We start from the raw sequence: 15,600 nt of genomic DNA on the forward strand, positions 1-15,600 counted from the left end.
CCCACCATCGGGCTGCCGCTTCCGCACCCGCTGCTGGAAAGCCCAGGACCACTGCGCCACCGAAGAACCCGCCCTGATCACCCGCGACGGCGGTACCCAACTCACCGCCTGCCACTACCCCGAACGCGGAGCACTGACCCAAGCCAAGGACGCTGCAGTGGGTTGATCGACCGAATCGGGTGTAACCGCCCCGCAGCGGGGTAGCCCGTGCCGCATGGAGCTGGTCGAGGAGTCGCCGTACCGGTTCCGGATCGACCGGCATGACCCGATGCGGGTCCCGGGGGTGATCTTCGCGTCCCGGTCGCTGCTGCCGGACGCCCGGGCGGACAAGTCGCTGGACCAGGTGGCGAACGTGGCCACCCTGCCCGGCATCGTCGGCGCCTCGTACGCCATGCCGGACATCCACTGGGGCTACGGCTTCCCGATCGGCGGGGTTGCCGCCACCGACGTCGAGGCGGGCGGGGTCGTCTCGCCCGGCGGCGTGGGCTTCGACATCTCCTGCGGCGTCCGGCTGCTCGCCGCGCACCTCAACCGCGACGAGCTCCGGCCCCGACTGGACGCGCTGATGGACGGCCTGGGGGAGGCCACCCCGCGCGGCATGGGCAAGGGCGCGGTGTGGCACCTGAACGACCGGGGCGAGCTCGACTCGGTGCTGCGCGGCGGCTCCCGCTACGCCGTCGAACGCGGCTACGGCGTCCAGCGGGACCTGGACCGGTGCGAGGACTACGGCGCGGTCGGCGACGCGAACCCGGCCCAGGTCAGCGACCGGGCGGTGGAGCGGGGCGCCGGCCAGGTCGGCAGCCTCGGCTCCGGCAACCACTTCCTCGAGGTGCAGGCCGTGGAGGAGGTGTACGACGAGGCGGTGGCCGGCGCATTCGGGCTGCGCACGGGCCAGGTCTGCGTGATGATCCACTGCGGGTCGCGGGGGCTGGGGCACCAGATCGCCACCGACCACATCCACACCATGGAGAAGGCGATGCCCCGGTACGGCATCCACGTGCCCGACCGGCAGCTCGCCTGCGCGCCGGTGTCGTCCCACGAGGGGCGCGCCTATCTCGGTGCGATGGCCGCCGCGGCGAACTACGCCCGGGCCAACCGGCAACTGCTGCACCACTCGGCCCGACAGGTGTTCCAGCAGATCACCGGCGGCGACCTGGACCTGGTGTACGACGTCTCACACAACCTCGCGAAGATCGAGACCCACGGTGTCGACGGCGACCAGCGGCGGCTCTGCGTACACCGCAAGGGCGCCACCCGGGCGTTGCCGCCGGGGCACCCGGACCTGCCGGAGGACCTACGCCCGGTCGGGCAGCCGGTGCTGATCCCCGGGTCGATGGGCACCGACTCGTACGTGCTGGTCGGGACACCGGGGGCACCCGCGTTCGCCTCCACCTGTCACGGCGCCGGCCGGACGCAGAGCCGCAAGCAGGCCACCAAGGCGGTCCGGGGGCACGATCCGCGCCGCGAGCTGGAGGCGCAGGACATCGCGGTCCGGGGCAAGTCCCGGAAGGGGCTGGCCGAGGAGATGCCCACCGCGTACAAGGACATCACCGCCGTCATCGAGGCCACCGAGGGGGCCGGGCTCTGCCGGCGGGTCGCCCGGCTCGTCCCGCTCGGCGTGGCGAAGGGCTGACCGCACCCCGAGGGCTCGCCGGTCACACGTCCAGCGTGACCGCGCAGGACCAGCCGTCCTGGTCCGGGCCGAAGCGCAGCTCGTGCAGCGCTACCGCCTTGGGCACCGCACCGACCAGCTCCACCGCGTCGGTGTCCACCGTCCACCACCGCACCAGCAGCCCGCCGTCGTCCGCCGGGCGTACGTCGGTGGCCAGCGGCAACACGCCCGCGGTCTCCATCCGGAAGATCACCTCGTCGAGGACGGTGACCAGCATGTTCTCGTCGTTGCCCGGCGGCACGGAGAACTCGGTCTCGGCAGTGCCGTCCGCGCCGGCGGTGTCGACGAAGGTGTCGACCAGGGCGCTCACCGCCTCGGCCACGCAGTCCTCCCGGTCGGGCGCCCACGCCTCGATCCGTACGTCGGCGGTGTGCGGCACGTTCCGGTGCCCCCGCGCCGGTCGTCTGCCCATCTCCGCTCCCATACCGGACGCCCGCGGCCACCGAACCGTACGCCGTCGCGGCGGGCGCGGTGGTGCCGCTGCCACCGTACGTGACGGCGGCCGCCCGGCGCGGGCGCTTCCACCGACCCGCGGCAACGGACCGTCTCGGGCGAGCCGGCACGGCGTTGACGCCCGTGGATCGCCAACCGTAGCCTGGTTGCGGCCATGACCGTGACCGAGCCGCCGCCTCGGCGCGGCTCGACGCCTCGCCGGCGCCGCCTTCACCGAACCGATGGAAGGTAACGTGCAGCGCATGCTCCGGATCGCGGCCCACGAGGGGCGCGCGGCCTCCCGGTACGCCGTCGACCCGTACGGTCCCGACCTGTCCGGTGCGGACCGGGCCCGGGTGCTGCAGTGACCGGCCACGAGCGGGAGGGCACCAGGAGGCCGTTCGCGGCGGACGACCTGCCACCGGTCACGTTCGACGTCGACGTCCTGGTCGGCCGGTACGCCGATCGACCCGGGCCGGACGGCGACCCGGCCCAGGTACGTGCGGCGCTCGCCGCCAACGGCATCGCCGCGGCGGCCGTGGCCAGCCTGCGGGCGGCCCTGTTCGACGTGCCCAGCGGCAATGACGAGGTGGCCGCCCTCGCCGGGCCGGCCGTGCTGCCCGTGGGCGCGGTGGACCTGCGGGACCCGCTGGGTGCCGAGCGGGAGGTGGTCCGGCTCGCCGAGCGGGGCGTCCGGGCCGTTCGACTCTTCCCCGACGAGCAGCGGGTGGAGTCGGACTTCCCGTCCGTGCGGTACGTCGCCCGACGCGCCACCGAAGCCGGACTGGTGCTGCTGGCCGGCGGCGACGTACGCCGGTTCTGGCGGCCCCTGCGCGGCACGACCGTGGTCTTCCTCGACACGCACTTCTACCACCTGGGCGACTTCGTCGTGGCCGCCCGCGACGAGCCCGGCTTCCACACCTCGACCCGGCTGCTCAACTCCCCGGACGCCTTGGAGACGGTGGCCGCGCAGGTCGGCGTCGAGCGCCTGCTCTACGGCTCACGCACCCCGTTCCACGACGCCGTGGTGCCCCGGCTGCGCCTGCGCCACTCCGATCTGGACCCGCTGACGGTGGCGGCGGTGGCCGGCGGAAACGCCCGACGGATCCTCGGGGTGGCCGCATGACCTCTCCCGGCTCGACCTCGGCGTGAGCGGCCCCGCGCGGAGTGAGCGGACCGCCGGAGACTGTCGCACCGGCCGGCTACCGTGCCGGACATGATCGCCGACGATTCCGACGCCGTGACCGTCCTCTTTCATCGGATGATGCGCGCCGAGCTGCGCGCCGAGAAGGTGGGTGAGGACACCCTCGGCCGGACGGTCGACCTCGCCCGGTCCTGGGGCACCAGCCCCGCCGCCGACGCCCGCCTCGCCGTGGCGCTGCGCGAGCTGCACGGCGAGCCGGTCGACCCCGACGACCCGCGCCAGGTCGTCGACGAGGCCCGGTCGCTGGCCACGGCGAGCGGCCTGGCGCCGGAGCCGGATCTCCGGGGCGCCGGGATGGCCCGGTTCGTCGCCAACGTCCGGCGGCTGCGCCGCGGGGAGATCACCCGGGCCGAGTTCGAGGAGATCCTCGGCCCGGAGGCCGGGCGGGTCCGCTGGATCGAGGAGCCCGACCCCCGCTGGCCCGACGAGGACTGACGCCCTCGGTCGACCGGATGTCACCTCGCCGTCCACTCGTCGGTCGTACCGGGTGCGACGACCGACACGGGAGGGGACGATGTGGACCCACAGCAACAGATCAGCGAGGTGTACGCCGCCTCGGCGGCCCGCCTGGTGGCCCAGATGTACGCGATGACCGGCGACTACGCGGAGGCGCAGGACGTCGTGCAGGAGGCGTTCGTCCGGGCCCTGGCGCGGCCCGGGCGCTTCCGGCTGGTGGAGAACCCGGAGGCGTGGCTGCGGACGGTGGCGTTGAACGTCGCCCGGTCCCGGCACCGGCGTCGGGTGGTCCTGGGGCGGATCGTCCGCTCCGGGCGGCTCGATCCGGCGCAGCACACCGCGCCGGCCCTGTCGCCGGACCACGTCGCTCTGGTGGCGGCGTTGCAGCGGCTGCCTCGGCAGGCCCGGGAGACCGTGGTGCTGCACCACCTCGCCGACCTACCGGTGAGCGAGGTGGCGAACGCCCTGGGCTGCTCCGTGGAGGCCGTGAAGACCCGCCTGGTGCGGGCCCGCCGGGCCCTGGCCGACCACCTCGGCGACACCGGCCCCGACGACTCGGCGGAGCACGTCCGCGCCGATCAGACGACCTCCCCGACCTGTGCCGAGCGGGAGGTCCGTCATGCCTGAGCTGGACTTCGCCGGGCTGAACGTCGCCGCCCAGGCCGGCTTCAAGCCGCACTTCGAGCAGGTGGCGGCGCGTGCCCGGCGGCGACGTCAGCGACACCGGATCGTCACCGTCGCCGTGGTGGCCCTGTTGGCGACCGGTTCGGGGATCGCGGTCGCAGGCCGCCCCGCGCCCGAGCGTCCGCCAGTGCCGGCTCCCGGCTTCGGCCCGGACCGCACCCCGGACTTCATCCCCACCCCGGGCCCCACGCGCACGCCCGGCCCGGGCCAGCAGGTCGTCACCGGACGCCCGGGAGCCGGTGATCTCAACCATGTGTATCTGCGATACCACGAGTGCCGCGACGGGTGCCCGCCCCGTTGGGCGGGCACCGACGACGGGGGCCGGCACTGGCGTACCGGCGCGCTGCCGGTGCCGGACGACGCTCTGGTGGACCTGCGGGTGGTGGGGCCCCGCACCCTGGTCGCCTGGTATCTGCCCCGGTCCAGCCCGGACAGTTCGCACGCCCGGTGGGCCGCCAGCCGCGACGGCGGGGCCACCTGGCGACAGGTCGAGGCGCGGCGGGTGGACGCGCTGCCGGCCGGGTGGCCGGTGCTGGCCCGTCAACCAGGCCCGGACCGCGAGGCGCTGGTCGCCGTGGACCCGGCCACCGGGGACGTCGCGCAGCTCGCCAACCGGTCCACGCTGCACAACGCGGCGACCGTGGCGAGCGCGCCGATCGGCGCCGGCCTCTGGGTCAGCGGCCGCACCGGGGAGAAGGTCGGCGACGGCGGTCGCGTGACCTGGTCCGGCAGCGCCGTCGAGGTCAGCCGGGACGGCGGCCGAACCTGGCGGCGGCACGAGTTCCCCGACGGGCTCACCGCCTCCGACGATGTCGGCGGACCGGCGGTGGCCACCCAGGACGGTCGCACGGTCTACGCCGTCGGCCGGGTCCGGGGCGGCCTGGTGATCTGGCGCAGCGCGGACGGCGGCCGCACCTGGGCGCGTACCACGGGAACGGCCAAGGTCGGGGAGCGCACGATCCGAGCGGCGGTGCGGCCGGACGGGGTGCTGATGGTCCAGGCCGGTGTCACCGCCCGCGAGGACCCCCTGATGTTCAACAGTTCCGACGGCGGCGCGACGTTGCGTCCCGCGCCCCTCGGGCCAGGCGCCGACCCGCTGCCGGTGTCCGGCGGGTACGTCCAGACCGGCTGGCCGGACAGCATGGGTGCCTGGCTCTCCGCCGACGGCGTCACGTGGCGCTGGCTGGACCCGCCCACGCTGTGACCGGTGGGGGGCTCCCCGGCGACTCCGGTCGCCCGGGAGCCCCCTCAGCTGGCCGCCGGCGCCACCGCGAAGACCGGCGCGTCGGCGGTCAGCACCGCCGACCGGACCGGTGCCCGCCACCGGTCCGCCACGGCCGAGGCCAGCTCGGCGAGCATCCGGGGCACCGTCTCGGCCCCGCTGTCGTGCAGCGCCTCGATCACCACGAGCACCTCCGTGGTGTCCTCGCGGACCGCCGACCAGCCGCTCTGCCGGTGCGTCCAGCGGCGGGAGTGCGCCCGGCCGGCCGAGTCCGCGAAGACCGTCTCGCCCGGCTCGGGGCGTTCGTCGTCCCCGCCGAGGGTCAGGTACGTCTCCGCGCCGGTGGCCGGCCGTACCGCCAGGTCCCCGTCGATCCGGTCGACGTCGAGGACGGCCACCGGCACGGCGTACCCGAGGGAGAGGGCGTTGCCCAGGTCGACCAGCGGGTGCAGCCGGGGCAGGCGGCCGTCGCGGCGGAAGCGGCGCAGCAGCGACTCGGCGGCGCACCGGTAGCGGGTCGGTGCCAGCCCCATCCGGGCGAAGGCCCGCCGCCACGCCTGGATCTCCGGGAATCCGCTCTCCGGACCGACGGCGAGGCGGGCCCGGGCGGCGTCGGCGTACCGGGTGAGCCACGGGCCGACGTCGGCGGTGGGGGTGATGCCGGTGACGTGCAGGACGCCGCAGGCCAGCTCGGGAAAGGTCGACCAGACCTGCGGATCGTGCCGGAAACGCACGGGAGACTCCTATCGGGCGGTGAGGGCCAGGCCGAGGCCCAGGGCGAGGAAGCTGCCGGCGAAGCCGCGCCGCAGCAGCGCGGTCAGCCGGGGCCGGGCCAGCACCCGGTGCCGGAGCGTGCCGGCCAGCACGCCGTACCCGGCGAAGACCACGAAGGTGGTCAGCATGAAGACCGTGCCGCAGGCCAGCATCCGGGCCGCCGCCGCGGGCGCGTCCGGGGGTACGAACTGCGGCAGGAATGCCACGAAGAACACGGTCACCTTCGGGTTGAGCAGGTTCACCAGCACCCCGTCGAGGATCAGCCGGGCGGTCGGGCGGGGCGGGGCGCCGTCGTCGAGCGGCAGTGGTCCCCGATCGCGCAGCGCGGACCAGGCCATCCAGAGCAGGTAGGCCACGCCCAGCCAGGTCACCACCCGGAACGCCGGGGTGCCGGCGCGGAGCACAGCGGCCAGGCCGGTGACCGCGGCGGCCAGGTGCGGGACGAGGCTGACGGTGCAGCCGGCCGCGGCGACGAGTCCGGCGCGGCGGCCCGCGGCGAGCCCGGCGGAGAGCGTGTAGACCACTCCGGTGCCCGGGGTGGCGACCACGACCAGCGTGGTCAGCAGGAAGGCGATGCTCATGCGGTCCACCCTGCGGCCATAATGGTCCGATGGACAGGGCCAAAGCTGCGGAGGTCGAGGGGTCCATAGCGGCCGGCGCCGATTTCCTGCAGCTCGACGTCGGCGAGGCCCCGCCGGGCGGGCGCGCCGACTGGCTGGCCGGGCGGCTGCGGGCGGCCATCGCCGACGGCCGGGTGCCGGTGGGGGCTCGCCTGCCGGCCAGCCGGGTGCTCGCCGCCGAGCTGGGTGTGTCCCGGGGCGTGGTGACCGAGGCGTACCAACGATTGACCGAGGACGGTCACGTGGTGGGACGGGGCCGGGCCGGCACCGTCGTGGTGGCCACCCCCGCCGCAGTGGTCACCCGCGCGCCGGAGGCACCTGCCCGGGTCGGGGTGTTCGCCGACCAGCCCGACACCGACGTCTTCGACGCCCTGCGTACCGCCCCGGCGGAACTGGACCTGACGCCCGGCGTACCGGATCTGGCGGCCTTTCCCCGGGCGGCCTGGCTGCGCGCGGAACGGGCGGTGCTGCACCGCCTGGCGCCCGCCGCCTTCGGGTACGGCGACCCGACCGGAACCCCCGCGCTGCGGCTCGCGGTCGCCACCTGGCTGGCCCGCAACCGGGGCATCCGGGTCGACCCGGCCGAGGTGGTGATCGTCGCCGGGGTGTCCCAGGCGCTCGGCCTGCTCGCCCAGGTGCTGCACGGCGACGGCGTGCACACCGTCGCCGTGGAGGATCCCGGTTCCCTCGGCGTACGCCAGCACCTGCGCAACTGGCGGCTGGACACCCCGCCGGTGCCGGTCGACGCGCACGGGCTGCGGGTGGACCTGCTGGCGGCCAGCGGCGCCCCGGCGGTGATGCTCACCCCGGCGCACCAGTTCCCGACCGGGGTGGTGCTCGACGGTGACCGGCGCCGGCGGCTGCTGCGCTGGGCGCAGCGGGGCGGCCTGGTCATCGAGGACGACTACGACGCCGAGCACCGCTACGACCGCCCGCCGGTGCCGGCGCTGCGGGGCATGCTGCCCGAGCAGGTCTGCTACGCCGGCAGCGTCTCCAAGCTGCTCGCACCCGCGCTGCGGATCGGCTGGGTGCTGGTGCCGCAGCGGTACCACCCGGCGCTGGTGGCGGCCAAGCGGATGGCCGACCTGGGCAACGCCGCGCTGCCCCAACTGGTGCTCGCGGAGCTGATGGACTCCGGCGCGCTGGAGCGGCACCTGCGGCTGCTGCGCCGCCGGCACGTGCGCCGCCGGGACGCGATGATCCGGGCGGTCCGTGCGCACCTGCCCGGCGCGGTCGTGCACGGCGCCGCGGCCGGCCTGCACCTGCTGGTCACCCTCGACGGCGACGTCGACGACGTCGAGCTGGCCGCGGCGGCGCTGCGCCGGGGTGTCAAGGTGCAGCCGCTGTCCTGGCACGGGCAGCGGCCGCAGCCGCCCGGCCTGGTGCTCGGCTACGCCGCGAACGTCGCCAGCGACATCGACCGCGGCCTCGCCACCGTCGCTTCCGCCCTCCGCGACCTCCCCTGACCGCCGACCACCCCGCTCCCGCGACCACCCCGCTCCCGCGACCACCCCGCTCCCGCCAACGCCCCGCCGGGACGCTCCCGTTGATCAAGAGCTCTGCGTCTCCGTAGTGATCAACATCGACGCAACCTCCTTGATCAACTGGGTGGGGCGGGCGATGGCGGGTGGTAGAGGGTGGTCAGGGCGGTGGCGGTGGTGGCGAGGTGGTCGCGCAGGGCGGTGGGGGAGAGGACCTCTACTTCGGCGCCGAGCCGCAGCAGTTCGCCGTGGGCGTGGGTGAGTGACTCGATCGGGATGACCGCCCGGACCCAGCCCGCCGCGTCGGGTGGGCCGGCGCTGGCGTCCACCGCGGCGATCACTGGGTCACTGGCGATCTCCCGCAGCCGTTTCCGGCCGCGCGGGGAGAGCCGGATGGTGGCCTCGTCCCGGTGCAGCCGGGCCCGGAAGTCCGCCACGTGCGTCCGCCACCAGCCGGGCAGGTCGAACTCGGGCCGCTCGAACGGCTCGTCGAGCGGGGTGAGGTCGAGGATCTGGTTGACCCGGTAGGTCGCCGGCTCGGTCCGGTCCGGCCGGGCGGCCACCACGTACCAGCGACCGCCCTTGAGCACCAGGCCGTAGGGCTCCAGCACCCGGGTCACCTCGCCGGTCCAGCTGCGGTAGCGGACCTCGATCCGGTGCTGCCGCCACACCGCCTCGGCCGCCGGCGCGAGGTACGGCGACGGGTCGCCGTCGGAATACCAGCCGGGGGTGTCCAGGTGGAAACGCTGTTGCAGCCGGGTTGCCCGGTCGGCCAGCGGGGGCGGCAACGCGGCCCGCAGCTTGAGTTGCAGGGTGGCCACCACCGACTGGTAGCCCAGTTCGGCGGCCGGCCCGGGCAGCCCGGCGAAGAGCAGCCGGTCGGCCTCCTCCGCGGTGAGCCCGGTCAGCCGGGTCCGCCAGCCGTCGACCAGGCGGTAGCCGCCGGCGTGGCCGGCCTCGCCGTACAGCGGGATGCCGGCGGCGTGCAGCGACTCGACGTCCCGGTAGATGGTGCGCACCGAGACCTCCAGGCGGCGCGCCAGCTCGGCGGCGGTGAGCCGGTCGTGGGCCTGGAGCAGCAGCAGGATCGACAGGAGGCGACTGGCTCGCATCCACTGACAGTAGCTGTCAGCGGAGTGGCCCTACCGTCCCGGCATGGCATTCCGAGACAAGGAGCTGACCGTGCCGGGGACCGTCGAGGTCGCCGGCCGGCACGTCAAGCGCTACCACATCGACCAGCCGGACCGCCGGCTCGAACCGGCCGTGATCGAGGCCGCGTACGCGTACCTGCCGAAGCTGCTGCCCGGGTCGGACGGCGGCACCCCGCCGGCGAGCTGGGTGGTGCTGCACCGGGGCGCGGACACCGGGGCCTACCTGCTGGCGTACAGCTGGTTCTTCGACAACGTGGTGGAGTGCCGGATCGCGATCGCCGGGCAGCCCGCGTTGGACTGCCCGGACGACGACCCCACGCACTTCATCCCACTGGACCGGCCCGGGGTGGGCTGCGTCTGGGAACTGGGCGTGCTGGAGCACGAGCGGGCCGCCTGGGTCCGCCACCTGCTCGCGCCGGACCGGCCCGACCTGGCCGGATACCTGGCCGACTTCCGGGCCGAGGGGCCGGTGGGACGCTGATGGGCGACTTCGACTTCCTCGTGGGCAGCTGGGACGTGGCCAGCCGGCGGCTGCACAAGCGGCACGTGGGCAGCGACGACTGGGACGAGTTCCCCGGCACGACGGTCGCGCACCGGTTCTTCGACGGCGCGGGCAGCTTCGACGAGATCCGCTTCCCGACCCGCGGGTTCTCCGGATCCACGGTGCGGATCCTCGACCCGTCGACCGGGCTCTGGTCGATCTACTGGATGAACAGCCGCCGAGGCGTCCTCGAACTGCCGCCCGTGGTGGGCCGGTTCGTCGACGGCGTCGGCACCTTCTACGCCGACGACACCGACGAGGGGCGGCCGGTCCGCTGCCGGTTCATCTGGTCCGGCATCACCCCCACGTCCTGCCGCTGGGAGCAGGCGTTCTCCACCGACGGCGAGCGCACCTGGGAGACGAACTGGATCATGGAGTTTGCGCGTGCCCGCTAGCGTGACGCCGTGCGGCGATGGCGGCGGGTCGACCCCTGGGGGCTGCGGCAGGCGGTCGTCGGGCTTTTCGTTCGCTGTGGCGTTGCGGCGGCGTCGGTGGTGACGGCGAGCATCCTTCGTGAGGTTGCCGGCGGGACCGACCCGACGACCGCACTGCAGATGTTCGGTGCGGTCGCCTTTCTGGCGGTCTGGCTGACCTTCGCGGTCCGGCTCTACCTGGCCGGCGTCTACCGCAACGAGCGTGGCCTGTTGCTCCGGTACGTGCATCGCTCCCGACTGCTGCCCTGGTCGCAGGTGACGGGGTTCGACGTCCGGGCGGCGCGGTTCCTCGGATCGGCGACCGTCCGGAACGCTGCCTGGGTGCTCACTCGGGACGGCGCGTGGGAGACGCCGGTGCAGCAGCGTTCGAGGCTGGTGGGCTCGCGGAAGAACACTGGGCCGGTGCTGTCCGCCGCGGACTTCGACCTGATGATGGCGCGGCTGCGCGAGGCGCACGCCGCCGCTCAGGCCGGCGGCGGCGTAATGGTGCGGTAAATCGCGGTCAGCCAGACGTCCAGCAGCACGTCGACCACGTCCCGCTCGGCCGCCGCCGGCCCGTCGCCGGCGAAGGTGGCGTACCACACCCGCTCGTTCATGGAGTTCAGTGCGATGGCGAGGTCCCGGGCGGGCAGCCCGTCCGGGGCCGCGCCGGCGCTCGCCCGTCGATGGCCGCGTCGACCGCGTGTACCCAGCGCTCCAGGACCTCGGCCCAGAGCCGGCGCACCTCGGCATTGGTGCTGCGGACCTGGGCGCCACCCCGACTCGTAAAACCCCTCACAGTCTTCGATCGGCCATTGGTGGGTAGTGTCCGGACCACTGCCGCCCCGAACCGGAGACACCATGGCTTCCGACCACGTCGACGTCCTCATCGTCGGTGCCGGGCTCTCCGGCGTCGGCGCCGCCGTCCACCTGCGCCGCAACTGCCCGGGGAAGACCTACGCGGTCCTCGAGTCCCGCGGCGCCATCGGCGGCACCTGGGACCTGTTCCGCTACCCCGGCATCCGGTCCGACTCCGACATGTACACGCTCGGCTACTCGTTCAAGCCGTGGACGAATCCGAAGGCGATCGCCGACGGCGACGCCATCCGGGAATACGTCCGCGAGACCGCCCGGGAGTACGGCGTGCCGGAGCACATCCGCTTCCACCACCGGGTGGTGCGCGCCGAGTGGGACAGCGGCACCGCCCGCTGGACCGTGCACGCCCATCGTGACGACACCGGCGAGGACGTCGTCCTCACCTGCGCGTTCCTGTTCACCTGCGCCGGCTACTACCGCTATGACGAGGGCTACACCCCCGAGTTCCCCGGGATCGAGCGGTACGCCGGCCGGCTGGTGCACCCGCAGCACTGGCCCGAGGACCTCGACCACACCGGCAAGCGGGTCGTGGTGATCGGCAGCGGCGCCACCGCGGTCACCCTGGTCCCGGCCATGGCGGAGCGGGCCGGTCACGTCACCATGCTCCAGCGCTCACCCACGTACGTCATCGCGCTGCCGTCGCGCGACCCGCTCGCCGACGCGCTGCGGCGCCGCCTCCCGGCAAAGGCCGCGTACGCCGTGGTGCGCTGGAAGAACGTGCTGCTCGGGGTGGTCAACTTCCAGCTCAGCCGGCGCGCCCCCGGCCTGGTCAAGAGGTTCCTGCGCCGGGCCGCCCAGGGTCGGCTGCCGGTCGGGTACGACATCGACCGGCACTTCGCGCCCCGCTACAACCCCTGGGACCAGCGGCTCTGCGTGGTGCCCGACGGGGACCTCTTCGCCGCGGTCAGCGACGGGCGGGCCGCAGTGGTCACCGACACCATCGAGACCTTCACCGAGCACGGCATCCGGCTGACCTCCGGCATCGAACTGCCCGCCGACATCGTGGTCACCGCCACCGGCCTCAACCTGCTCGCCCTGGGCGGCATGACCCTCGCCGTGGACGGGACCGAGGTCGACCTGGCGCAGACCGTCGCCTACAAGGGCATGATGCTCTCCGGCGTGCCGAACTTCGCCCTGACCATCGGCTACACCAACGCCTCCTGGACCCTCAAGGCGGACCTGGTCGCCACGTACGTCTGCCGGCTGCTGCGTCACCTGGACGGCACCGGCCAGCAGGTCGTCACCCCGGTCGCCCCCGCCGCCGGCGAGCTGGTGCCGCTCATCGACCTGAAGTCCGGGTACGTGCTGCGCGCCGTCGACCGGCTGCCCAAGCAGGGCCCGACGGCGCCGTGGCGGCTGCACCAGAACTATCCCCGGGACGTGCTGCTGATGCGGCACGGCCGGCTCACCGACGAGGGGGTCCGCTTCTCCCGTGCCGGTGCGCCCGCCCCCGCCGAGCCGGCCGCACCCGTCGCCTGACCGAGAGGAGCACGATGCGTCACTTCGTCTTTCCCGGCGGCACCGCGGTGGTCACCGGCGCGGCCAGCGGCATCGGCGAGGCTCTGGCGCACGGGCTGGCCCGGCGCGGCGCCGACCTGGTCCTGCTCGACCGGGACGCCGAGCGGCTCGACGCCGTGGTCGCCGCGATCCGCGCCGCCCACCCCGAACGGCGGATCGACACCCACCTCGTCGACCTCGCCGACGCCGACGCCACCGACCGGGTGGCCGCCGAGCTCCGCCGGCGGCATCCCCGGATCCGGCTGCTGATCAACAACGCGGGCGTCGCGCTGGGCGGTCGCTTCGACCAGGTCACCCTGGCGGAGTTCCTCTGGGTGATCGAGATCAACTTCCGGGCCGTGGTCCGGCTGACCCACGCGCTGCTGCCCGCGCTCAAGGCGGAGCCGGCCGCCCACCTGGTCAACATCTCCAGCCTGTTCGGGCTGATCGCGCCCGCCGGGCAGGCGGCGTACTCGGCCAGCAAGTTCGCCGTCCGCGGCTTCACCGAGGCGCTGCGGCACGAGCTGGTCGAGGATGGGGTGGGCGTCACCTCCGTGCACCCGGGCGGCATCCGCACCCGGATCGCGGCCAGCGCCCGGGTGGGCAGTGGCGTCGCCCGCGAGGAGCACGAGGCCGGCCGGAAGGAGTTCGAGAAGCTGCTCTCCATCGACCCGGCGAAGGCCGCGGAGGTGATCCTGCGCGGCGTCGAGCGCCGCCGGGGCCGGGTGCTGATCGGCTGGTCGGCGAAGCTGCCCGACCTGCTGGCCCGGCTCGCCCCTGCCTCGTACGGGAAGGTCCTGGCGCTGGGGATGAACCGCCGGGCCGCCCGGGTGCCGGCGCCGCGGCCCGACCCCGAGCCGGTCGCGTCGGAGACGGAGCGCTCATCGTGACCGTCGCCCTGCCGCCCGCCGACAGCGTGACCGTGGCCGGCCGCCCGGTCCGCTGCCGCATCGCCGGTGCCGGCCCGCCCGTGGTGCTGCTGCACGGCATCGGGCGCACCCTGGAGGACTTCACCGCCCAGCACGAACTGCTGGCGGGCGACCACCGGGTGATCAGCGTCGACCTGCCCGGCCACGGTGGCAGCGCGCCGCTGGACGCGCCGCACACCCTGCCCGCCCTCGCCCGGGCGGTCGCCGAGTTCCTGGACGCCGCCGGGGTCACCGGTCCGGCGCACCTGGTGGGCAACTCCCTCGGCGGGGCGGTGGCCATGCGGCTCGCCGCCGACCAGCCGGCCCGGGCGGCGAGCCTGGTGCTGGTCAACAGCGCCGGCTTCGGCCCGGAGGTCACCGTCGCGCTGCGGCTGCTCGCCCTGCGCCCGCTGGCCCGGCTGCTGCTGCGCCCGCACCCGGCGATCGCCCGACGCACCGAGCAGACCATCTTCCACGACCCGGCGTACGCCACCGAGGAGCGGATCGCGCTCGCGCTGGCGGTGGCCCGCCAACCGCACGCCGCGCAGGTGATGCTGGAACTGGTCCGCAACCTCGGCACCTGGCGGGGCGTACGGCCACAGTGGCGCGCCGAACTGCTCGCCGCGGTGGCCGCGCTGGACCTGCCCGTGCTGGTGCTCTGGGGCGACCGGGACCTGATCCTGCCCGCCCACCACCTGGCGGCGGCCCGGGCCCGACTGCCGCGGGCGCGGACCCACCTGTTCCCCGACACCGGGCACATGCCGCAGATCGAGCGGGCGCAGGCGTTCCACGCCCTGGTCACCGACTTCTGGTCGCGCCCCGCCGCCAGCTGACGCGTACGGTGCCTCAGCCCGCGAACTGCTCCTCGACGAGGGCCAGCAGGGCGCGGTGGGTGTCCTGGCCCGCCGCCACCAGCAACCCGCCCGCGCCGGTGTGCAGCGGCTGTCCCCGCAGCCCGGTGACCACGCAGCCCGCGGCCCGGCACAGGGCGATCCCGCTGGCGAAGTGCACGCTGTCCGCCAGGTGGCCGTCGGTCACGTACGCCGCCCGCCGGCCGGCGGCCACCCAGGCCACCGCCAGGGTCGTGGAGACCACCCGCGGCCGGAACCGCGCCCCGAACTCCGGGTGCGCGAGCAGCCGGGCGGCCTGGAACGCGGGACCGTTCGGAAACGGCGGGTCGAGGTTGACGTCGACCAGCCGGGACTCGGCCGACGGGGTGAGCGGCTCGTCCACCCCGTCCCGGCGTACCTGGGCGGGGCCGCCGTCGGTCCAGAACAGCTCCCCGGCGAACGGGTCGGCCGAGGCGGCCACCGCGACGCCCGCGCCGGTCCGCAGCGCCACGTTCACCGCGACCAGCGGCATCCGCGCCGCGTAGTTCAGGGTGCCGCAGAGCGGGTCGACCAGCCAGGTGCGGTCGGCGCGCTCCGCCCCGGTGCGTCCGCTCTCCTCGCCGATCACCGCGTCGTCGGGCCGGGCGGCCCGCAGCACGTCGAGGATGGCCTGCTCCGCCTCCAGGTCGGCGGCGGTGGCGAAGTCGCCCCCCGACTTCTCCACTCGCGCCAGCGCGGCCCCGTATCGGGACCGCACGACGGCGGCCCCCGCCTCCGCGGCGGCGATCGCCACGTCCCGATCCATGATCATCATGGCTGGAGCATAGAACGGGTGCGTC

The 15,600-nt window shown here is 74.7% G+C and carries 17 protein-coding genes and 2 pseudogenes; 13 read left to right on the top strand and 6 right to left on the bottom strand.

From position 1 onward, the window contains the following. Together ABZ783_RS31960 and ABZ783_RS31965 are read left to right on the top strand one after the other, a co-directional pair. Positions 1 to 166, top strand: a pseudogene (locus tag ABZ783_RS31960) (dipeptide/oligopeptide/nickel ABC transporter ATP-binding protein); the annotation flags it as partial. 48 nt (positions 167 to 214) lie between these two features. Continuing rightward, a complete protein-coding gene (locus ABZ783_RS31965; RefSeq protein ID WP_357444965.1) occupies positions 215 to 1,633 on the top strand; it encodes an RtcB family protein in 1,419 nt (472 codons plus the stop codon). A gap of 22 nt (positions 1,634 to 1,655) precedes the next feature. Here the strand turns inward: ABZ783_RS31965 and ABZ783_RS31970 are convergent, their stop codons facing one another. Next, positions 1,656 to 2,084 (bottom strand): archease, encoded by a 429-nt coding sequence (locus tag ABZ783_RS31970; RefSeq protein WP_357444968.1) that lies wholly within the window; start codon positions 2,082 to 2,084, stop codon positions 1,656 to 1,658. Positions 2,085 to 2,468: 384 nt separating this feature from the next. Here ABZ783_RS31970 and ABZ783_RS31975 point away from each other — a divergent pair, with 384 nt between their 5' ends. The 4 genes from ABZ783_RS31975 to ABZ783_RS31990 all read left to right on the top strand — a co-directional run bounded on the left by ABZ783_RS31975 (position 2,469) and on the right by ABZ783_RS31990 (position 5,652). After that, positions 2,469 to 3,230 carry a hypothetical protein gene (locus ABZ783_RS31975; protein WP_357444971.1) on the top strand — a complete coding sequence of 254 codons (762 nt, stop codon included), beginning with the start codon at positions 2,469 to 2,471 and terminating at the stop codon, positions 3,228 to 3,230. A 90-nt stretch (positions 3,231 to 3,320) separates the two neighbouring features. Beyond that, a complete protein-coding gene (locus ABZ783_RS31980) occupies positions 3,321 to 3,743 on the top strand; it encodes a hypothetical protein (protein ID WP_357444973.1) in 423 nt (140 codons plus the stop codon). An 81-nt stretch (positions 3,744 to 3,824) separates the two neighbouring features. After that, positions 3,825 to 4,391, top strand: coding sequence for a SigE family RNA polymerase sigma factor (locus ABZ783_RS31985; protein WP_357444976.1), 567 nt, complete (start codon positions 3,825 to 3,827; stop codon positions 4,389 to 4,391). Continuing rightward, positions 4,384 to 5,652: a sialidase family protein gene (locus ABZ783_RS31990; RefSeq protein WP_357444979.1), complete on the top strand. Its 1,269-nt coding sequence runs from the start codon at positions 4,384 to 4,386 to the stop codon at positions 5,650 to 5,652. Before ABZ783_RS31985 ends, ABZ783_RS31990 begins: the two co-directional genes overlap by 8 nt. Positions 5,653 to 5,696: 44 nt before the next feature. On the opposite strand, the gene ABZ783_RS31995 is transcribed toward ABZ783_RS31990, so the two are convergent. Together ABZ783_RS31995 and ABZ783_RS32000 are read right to left on the bottom strand one after the other, a co-directional pair. Next, entirely contained in the window at positions 5,697 to 6,404 is a 708-nt protein-coding gene (locus tag ABZ783_RS31995; protein WP_357444982.1) for a phenylalanine--tRNA ligase beta subunit-related protein, read from the bottom strand. Between the two features lie 9 nt (positions 6,405 to 6,413). Further along, on the bottom strand, positions 6,414 to 7,025 hold the full coding sequence (locus ABZ783_RS32000) for a LysE family translocator (RefSeq protein ID WP_357444985.1): 612 nt from the start codon (positions 7,023 to 7,025) through the stop codon (positions 6,414 to 6,416). Positions 7,026 to 7,054: 29 nt separating this feature from the next. Here ABZ783_RS32000 and ABZ783_RS32005 point away from each other — a divergent pair, with 29 nt between their 5' ends. After that, entirely contained in the window at positions 7,055 to 8,530 is a 1,476-nt protein-coding gene (locus ABZ783_RS32005) for a PLP-dependent aminotransferase family protein (RefSeq protein ID WP_357444988.1), read from the top strand. A gap of 134 nt (positions 8,531 to 8,664) precedes the next feature. Here ABZ783_RS32005 and ABZ783_RS32010 read toward each other — a convergent pair whose 3' ends face one another. Continuing rightward, positions 8,665 to 9,657, bottom strand: coding sequence for a WYL domain-containing protein (locus ABZ783_RS32010; RefSeq protein ID WP_357444991.1), 993 nt, complete (start codon positions 9,655 to 9,657; stop codon positions 8,665 to 8,667). A 43-nt stretch (positions 9,658 to 9,700) separates the two neighbouring features. Here ABZ783_RS32010 and ABZ783_RS32015 point away from each other — a divergent pair, with 43 nt between their 5' ends. Genes ABZ783_RS32015 through ABZ783_RS32025 form a run of 3 tightly spaced genes read left to right on the top strand, consistent with a single transcriptional unit; the run spans position 9,701 to position 11,166 of the window. After that, the gene (locus tag ABZ783_RS32015) at positions 9,701 to 10,177 is read left to right on the top strand and encodes a hypothetical protein (RefSeq protein WP_357444994.1); all 477 of its coding nucleotides are present in this window, start codon (positions 9,701 to 9,703) and stop codon (positions 10,175 to 10,177) included. Next, entirely contained in the window at positions 10,177 to 10,632 is a 456-nt protein-coding gene (locus ABZ783_RS32020) for a hypothetical protein (protein WP_357444997.1), read from the top strand. The genes ABZ783_RS32015 and ABZ783_RS32020 overlap by 1 nt, the downstream gene beginning before the upstream one ends. A 9-nt stretch (positions 10,633 to 10,641) precedes the next feature. Further along, positions 10,642 to 11,166: a hypothetical protein gene (locus ABZ783_RS32025; RefSeq protein ID WP_357445000.1), complete on the top strand. Its 525-nt coding sequence runs from the start codon at positions 10,642 to 10,644 to the stop codon at positions 11,164 to 11,166. Here the strand turns inward: ABZ783_RS32025 and ABZ783_RS32030 are convergent. After that, positions 11,136 to 11,422 (bottom strand): annotated as a pseudogene (locus ABZ783_RS32030) (TetR/AcrR family transcriptional regulator); the annotation flags it as partial. The gene ABZ783_RS32025 and the pseudogene ABZ783_RS32030 overlap by 31 nt on opposite strands. A gap of 89 nt (positions 11,423 to 11,511) precedes the next feature. Here ABZ783_RS32030 and ABZ783_RS32035 point away from each other — a divergent pair. The 3 genes from ABZ783_RS32035 to ABZ783_RS32045 are packed head-to-tail and all read left to right on the top strand — an operon-like array spanning position 11,512 to position 14,764. Next, positions 11,512 to 13,005 carry an NAD(P)/FAD-dependent oxidoreductase gene (locus ABZ783_RS32035; protein ID WP_357445003.1) on the top strand — a complete coding sequence of 498 codons (1,494 nt, stop codon included), beginning with the start codon at positions 11,512 to 11,514 and terminating at the stop codon, positions 13,003 to 13,005. A gap of 14 nt (positions 13,006 to 13,019) precedes the next feature. Continuing rightward, a complete protein-coding gene (locus tag ABZ783_RS32040) occupies positions 13,020 to 13,913 on the top strand; it encodes an SDR family NAD(P)-dependent oxidoreductase (protein WP_357445006.1) in 894 nt (297 codons plus the stop codon). After that, positions 13,910 to 14,764 (top strand): alpha/beta fold hydrolase, encoded by an 855-nt coding sequence (locus ABZ783_RS32045; protein WP_357445009.1) that lies wholly within the window; start codon positions 13,910 to 13,912, stop codon positions 14,762 to 14,764. The genes ABZ783_RS32040 and ABZ783_RS32045 overlap by 4 nt, the downstream gene beginning before the upstream one ends. A 13-nt stretch (positions 14,765 to 14,777) precedes the next feature. On the opposite strand, the gene ABZ783_RS32050 is transcribed toward ABZ783_RS32045, so the two are convergent. Further along, complete coding sequence (locus ABZ783_RS32050) at positions 14,778 to 15,575, bottom strand: inositol monophosphatase family protein (RefSeq protein ID WP_357445012.1); 798 nt, start codon at positions 15,573 to 15,575, stop codon at positions 14,778 to 14,780. Between the last annotated feature and the right edge of the window lie 25 nt (positions 15,576 to 15,600).

It is taken from the genome of Micromonospora sp. NPDC047738 (genome assembly GCF_040642675.1).
GTDB lineage: Bacteria > Actinomycetota > Actinomycetes > Mycobacteriales > Micromonosporaceae > Micromonospora.